At 66.5% G+C, this 5,111-nt stretch carries 6 protein-coding genes; 2 read left to right on the top strand and 4 right to left on the bottom strand.

From position 1 onward, the window contains the following. Window positions 1-27: 27 nt before the first annotated feature. Complete coding sequence (locus tag AB0I38_RS40065) at window positions 28-795, bottom strand: hypothetical protein (RefSeq protein ID WP_358495997.1); 768 nt, start codon at window positions 793-795, stop codon at window positions 28-30. A gap of 328 nt (window positions 796-1,123) precedes the next feature. Here AB0I38_RS40065 and AB0I38_RS40070 point away from each other — a divergent pair, with 328 nt between their 5' ends. Next, the gene (locus AB0I38_RS40070; RefSeq protein ID WP_358496000.1) at window positions 1,124-2,035 is read left to right on the top strand and encodes a hypothetical protein; all 912 of its coding nucleotides are present in this window, start codon (window positions 1,124-1,126) and stop codon (window positions 2,033-2,035) included. On the opposite strand, the gene AB0I38_RS40075 is transcribed toward AB0I38_RS40070, so the two are convergent. Then, complete coding sequence (locus tag AB0I38_RS40075; protein WP_358496005.1) at window positions 1,972-2,571, bottom strand: DEAD/DEAH box helicase; 600 nt, start codon at window positions 2,569-2,571, stop codon at window positions 1,972-1,974. The genes AB0I38_RS40070 and AB0I38_RS40075 overlap by 64 nt on opposite strands. Before the next feature lie 349 nt (window positions 2,572-2,920). Between AB0I38_RS40075 and AB0I38_RS40080 the strand changes: the two genes are divergently transcribed. Continuing rightward, a complete protein-coding gene (locus AB0I38_RS40080; protein WP_358496010.1) occupies window positions 2,921-3,421 on the top strand; it encodes a hypothetical protein in 501 nt (166 codons plus the stop codon). A gap of 256 nt (window positions 3,422-3,677) precedes the next feature. On the opposite strand, the gene AB0I38_RS40085 is transcribed toward AB0I38_RS40080, so the two are convergent. Next, entirely contained in the window at window positions 3,678-3,842 is a 165-nt protein-coding gene (locus tag AB0I38_RS40085; RefSeq protein ID WP_358496014.1) for a hypothetical protein, read from the bottom strand. Window positions 3,843-3,968: 126 nt separating this feature from the next. Further along, entirely contained in the window at window positions 3,969-5,093 is a 1,125-nt protein-coding gene (gene ltrA / locus AB0I38_RS40090) for a group II intron reverse transcriptase/maturase (RefSeq protein WP_358496019.1), read from the bottom strand. Window positions 5,094-5,111: the final 18 nt, after the last annotated feature.

The following is a 5,111-nucleotide window of genomic DNA, read 5'->3' on the forward strand; positions in this document are numbered from 1 at the left end:
CAGACGCGCACGAACAGACGTGGGGACTTAAAACTGGCCACCAGCGGTGACCTCAACCCGGCCACCTGCGGCTACTTTTGCACGGCCACGGACAGGAGCGACGGTGAACGACTCGCAGAGGGCTCTGGCACGCTGGCGCAGGCGGAAACGCTCGGCGATCAGCTGTTGCGACTCACTGCCGAGCAGCAGAGCGCCCAAGAGGTCAGAACGGCTCAGCGGATCCAGCAGGTCGCGGGCGGCGGCTTGGTGGCACGGGGCCGGTTGGGTGGAGGCGGGTGCCGCGTGCGTCCCAACGGCGGCTCTCCACTCGGTGAGCGCTTCCTCCGGCGAGGCGAAGACGGCAGCGTGCACGACTCGGTCTCCGGTGCAGCGGTCGATGTCCCAGCAGTACCAGTGCGGGTCTTCGCCACCCCAGGAGAAGGGGGCGAGGAGCGCGTACCGCGAGCCGTACTCGTCGGCCAGCAGCAGCGGCTCTCCCGCCGGGGTGGCCCAGAGAATCTCGCTCGGCCACCCGGGAGCAATGCCGGCCTTGGCCAAGGCCGTCGTGGTGTCCTTGATGGCTTCGCGGACGGCGAGGCCGGGGTCGCGGCGCAGCACCTCCCCGCTGGACGGCGGGGTCATCGCGGCGAGCCCGTGCAGCATCCGCCACAGGTCGTCCGTCTGCCCGCCGGTGCGCGCGGCGATCTGGATCTCGTCGTGGACGAGGTCGGCCAGGGAGGCCAGATACCGGTCCCAGTGGAAACCCATGGTCTCGGTCTGCATGCGCGTCCACAGCTCCTCGCCGACCAGGTCCACGACGGCGTTCTCCAGCCGCAGCGGCGAGTGAGCGGGCAGATCAGCGAGGCGCTCGATGATCGTATGCTGGGAGTCTGGCCACCACTGATCCCCAGCGGTCCCCAGCAGCGACTCGAACAGCCCAGAACGAGAGTCGGGTGAAGGCTGACGGGCGGCGAGCTGCTGCGCGCGCCGGGCAGGATTGCCACTGACTCCCCGCGTGGGGTTTGCCTTCGCTCTACGTTTCTTCGCCACAGCACCTGAGCCTACGGATGTCTCATGGGCCAGAAGGACTCGTTCGCGCGATGCGGGCAGCTGAGGCCGGACGCCGCGCCATACTCTGAACGCCATGCGGGAGAAGTTGCAAGCGTTCACCGAGTGGGTGGGCGAAGGCCGGAAACTGACCCAGACGGTGAAACTGACCCTGTCGGACGCGCGGGCGCTCGTAGCGCTGCTGGAGACCGGCGACGAGATCGACCCGAAGATCGGCGACCGGGTGTTCAGGACGAAGAGCAGCACCGAACTGCCCGGATTGAACCTGATCGTGGAATGGGCCAAGGCGGCTGGGCTGGTCCGGGTGGTCAAGGGGCGGCTGCTGCCGGTGAAGAAGGCGGCGCCACTGCTGAAGGACTCGGAGCGGTTGTGGGAGGCGTCGTTCACCGCGTTGGGAAAGATGAGCGGGGCGCTCTTCCCCCAGAGCTACTGGTACACGTCGCTGGTCGGCGAGGAGTTCACGCTCATCTGGCCGGCGCTGCTGCGCAGGCTCTACGGCGGGCCGGTGCCCGTCGCGGATCTGCGTGAGCTGGCCTGGGAGATCGCGTCGCCGTACTACGAGATGCGCGACTCGCGATCCCAGCGGCGGATGACCGACCAGGACATCGATCGGCTGCTGGCCGTTCTGGTCCGGCTGGAGTCCGAGGTCATGCCGGAAGGAGTGCACTGGATCCGAGACGCCGCCACCGGCGTCGACCCCGGCACGCGAACGGTCACCACCGCTGCCGAGCGGGAGATCGGCTACCTCGTCATGGCCCCCGGGATCCGGGGAACTGGCAGGGCGTACCCGGGCCGGCCGAGACGGTCGGCCGCGACGCGGTGTCCAGCAACTACTCCCCCGACTACGCCCCCACACCTGGGACCTCATCCGCGAGATGCGGTCGGAACTGATCGCGATCGACGGCACTCGGCGACGACTGACTATCAAGAACGACACGACCGGCACGGAGCAGGTCCTCTCCTACAACATGTTGCACGGGATTGGTGATGAGTTCGGCAGGGTCCTTCTCCGGCGGGAACGCCGCCCAGCCCGAACGTCCGCAGTGCCGGCAGTAGACGGCCGGAAGCAGGCTCTTGCCCATCAGGTTCAACGTCGAGTCGGCGTCGATGACCGGTAGCTCGCCGACCCACGCGAACTCCGAGCTCGACGTCGCTGATCGTGTTCTTGCCGGTGACCGCGGCGGCGAGCTGAGTCATCGCCCCTGGATGACGCAGCGGATTTCCGCACGCGATCAGTTCCTCGGGCCCCGGGAGCGGCAGGGCGAAGTCGATGTCGCCGACGAACTCCTCGGCCGTCAGCCGATCCGCGAGGGCGTTCATCGGGTAGAGCAGCACGGCCTTCACCCCGCGCCTGCCCTGCGCCCGCTTCCTGCAGCAGCGGTCCAGCACCGGCAGCAGGAACGACTCGGTCTTGCCCGAGCCCGTGCCGGTCGCGATCAGGGTCGGCTCGGCCTGCTTGCCGAGCGTGCTCAGCCGCTCGAACGCCCTTGCCTGGTGCCGGTAGGGCGTGAACCCGTCCGGCACCCACTCCGCCCGCTCCTGCCACCCGTCCTCCGCGTCGCGGAAGGGCGTCCTGATGGCAGGTAAGGGCCGCGGAAGATGCCCTGTTCCGGGTGCTTCAGGAAGAGCTCCAAAGCCTCCTGCGTCCTCGAGTCCGACAGGGCGAACGTGGTGCTGAGGTACTGGGTCAGACTCTCCCGCAGTTCCTCAGCGGCCAGAGTCGGCTTCACGCCGCCTCCCTCCTCACTTGTCGCACTCTCATTCGGACGAGTTGCCGAAACATAACTGCTTGTGACGATATCTTGACTCTATGCTTACGGCCTTTGTCGACGAGAGTCTCCGTCGTCGTCCTCATGACGACAGCATCTACGCGATGGCAGGGGTCATCATCGACGCGTCCCATCATGACGAGATCCGCATCACGCTGGAAGATCTTCGCCGGGGCAAGAGCCCTCGTCTGCACTGGCGTGACGAAACCCCCGCCCGCCAGCGGCTCATCGCCACCACACTCGCCGAACTTCCGATAGCGGGCATCGTCACTGTGCACATATACAGCGGCGGGCACCGCACCGAGCGAGCCCGGCGGCGCTGCCTCGAACGGCTCCTGATCGAGGTTGATCAAGCCGGGGCGGCCAAGGTCGTCATTGAATCGCGCTCGCCTGAGCAGGACCATCTCGACCGGGGACTTCTCACCGGCCTCCGCAAGGCAACCATCGTGCCTAAAAGCCTGGAGGTCACCTGGCAGCCGTCGATCAGTGAGCCACTGCTGTGGGCGGCCGACGCCGTGGTGAGCGCCACCACCTGGTGGATCGATGGAGTGCCGGCCTTCTACGATCTGCTGTCGCTCAAAATGTCGACCATCTGCGTCGACTAGCTCGGAAAGCGCAAAGGCCGGACGCCCGATTCCATCGGGAGGCCCGGCCTCACTTCCGCACCCCAGAGGGATTGGCATGTCCCAGTCTGCCTCACCCAACGTAAGCAGGCAAGCGCTATGCGAAGGGATGCGGAGGGAGCGGGTATCCGCCGACAGGTCACAGCAGCGCTCCGCGTCGTGGCACCCGACAGAGCGAACGTGGTGGTGAGGTACCGGGTCGGGCTTGCCAGCAGTTCCTCGGCGGTGAGTGTCGGTCTCACACGTCACCGTCCTTCTGCTGTACGGCCTGCGCCTGCTGGAGACGTTCGGCGAAGACCGCATGGGCCTGGCGATATTCGGCCTCGCGGTCGGCCTTGTAGAAGGGCGCTTCGTAGCCGTCGACGAGTTGGTCGGCGGCGATGCCGAGCCAGAGGGCGTCCATCGCGTCGAGCTCGACGAGAGCGGCGCGGCGTTAACGCGCCGGGTGGCCCGGGGGAATGTCACCCCCGGGCTCCCACAGAACGGAGCGTGACAGTCTCCCGTCACTCCGCTCGTCTCATCCGATCCGTCAGAACTCGGTCATCCAGGCCCAGTGGGCGAACAGGGCGGGCTGACGTTCCAGCACCCCGTTCCACCAGCGCTTTGCCTTCTTGAACGACCTCAGCCGTTTGAACTTCCGTCGCGCCCAGCGCACCAGGTAGGTGTTGATGCGCTTGAGGAAGGCATCCAGCGCGGTCCGGTAGAACTTGCCGTAGTAGTTCATCCAGCCACGGATGACCGGATTCATCCAACGGGCCAGTTCTCCCAGATCGCTGGTGGTGCGCAGATGGAGCCGCCAGGACCGCAGCTCGGCGCCCATCTTCTTGAGCGCGTTCTTGCTGACCGCGGGCAGGAACGCCGAGAACATCGCCGTCTTATCCCGGGTCGGGGCCTTCCTGGCCCGGAAGGTGTATCCCAGGAACGTGAACGCCGTCTCCTCATGATCGAGACGGCGGTTACGGTCTCTGCAATACACGATCTTCGTCTTGGCCGGGTGAAGCTCCAGCCCGACCTGTTCCATCCGCGTCTGCAACGCGGCCAGCACCTGACGTGCCCGTCGCTCGGTCGCGCAGTGCACCACCGCGTCATCAGCGAACCGTTCGAACTCCACGGTCGGGAACTCGCGTTCCAGCCAGGAATCGAACGCATAATGCATGAACAGGTTCGCCAAGACGGGAGAAAACGCGGAACCCTGCGGGGTCCCCCAATCGCGTTCAGCGAGCCTGCCCTCGATGGTGAGGATCGGCGCGGCCAACCACCGGCGCACATACAGCACGATCCACCGCTGCTCGTACGTGGTGTTGGCCTCCACCGCCTTGATCAGCAGATCCCACGGCACGCTGTCGAAGAATTTGCGGACGTCCAGGTCGATGACCCAGTCCTTCTCCCAGCAGCGCTGTCGGCATCGGGCCAGCGCATCCAGCGCCCCGCGTCCGGGCCGGTACCCGAACGAGTCATCATGGAAGATCGACTCGGTTCGGGGCTCCAGCACCATCGCGGCCACCGTCTGCGCCACCCGATCCGCCACCGTCGGCACGCCGAGAACCCGTGTCCCACCGTCCGGCTTGGGGATCTCCCAAGGCCGTTGCGTTCTCGGTTGATGGACGTTCGCTGGGCTCGATGAGGCAGGTGTTGAGGGCACCCCGGGGTGCACATGACAAACGCGACCCCT

Origin of the sequence: Nonomuraea cavernae, from assembly GCF_040655715.1 — a bacterium.
In the GTDB taxonomy this organism is placed as follows: Bacteria; Actinomycetota; Actinomycetes; order Streptosporangiales; family Streptosporangiaceae; genus Nonomuraea; species Nonomuraea cavernae_A.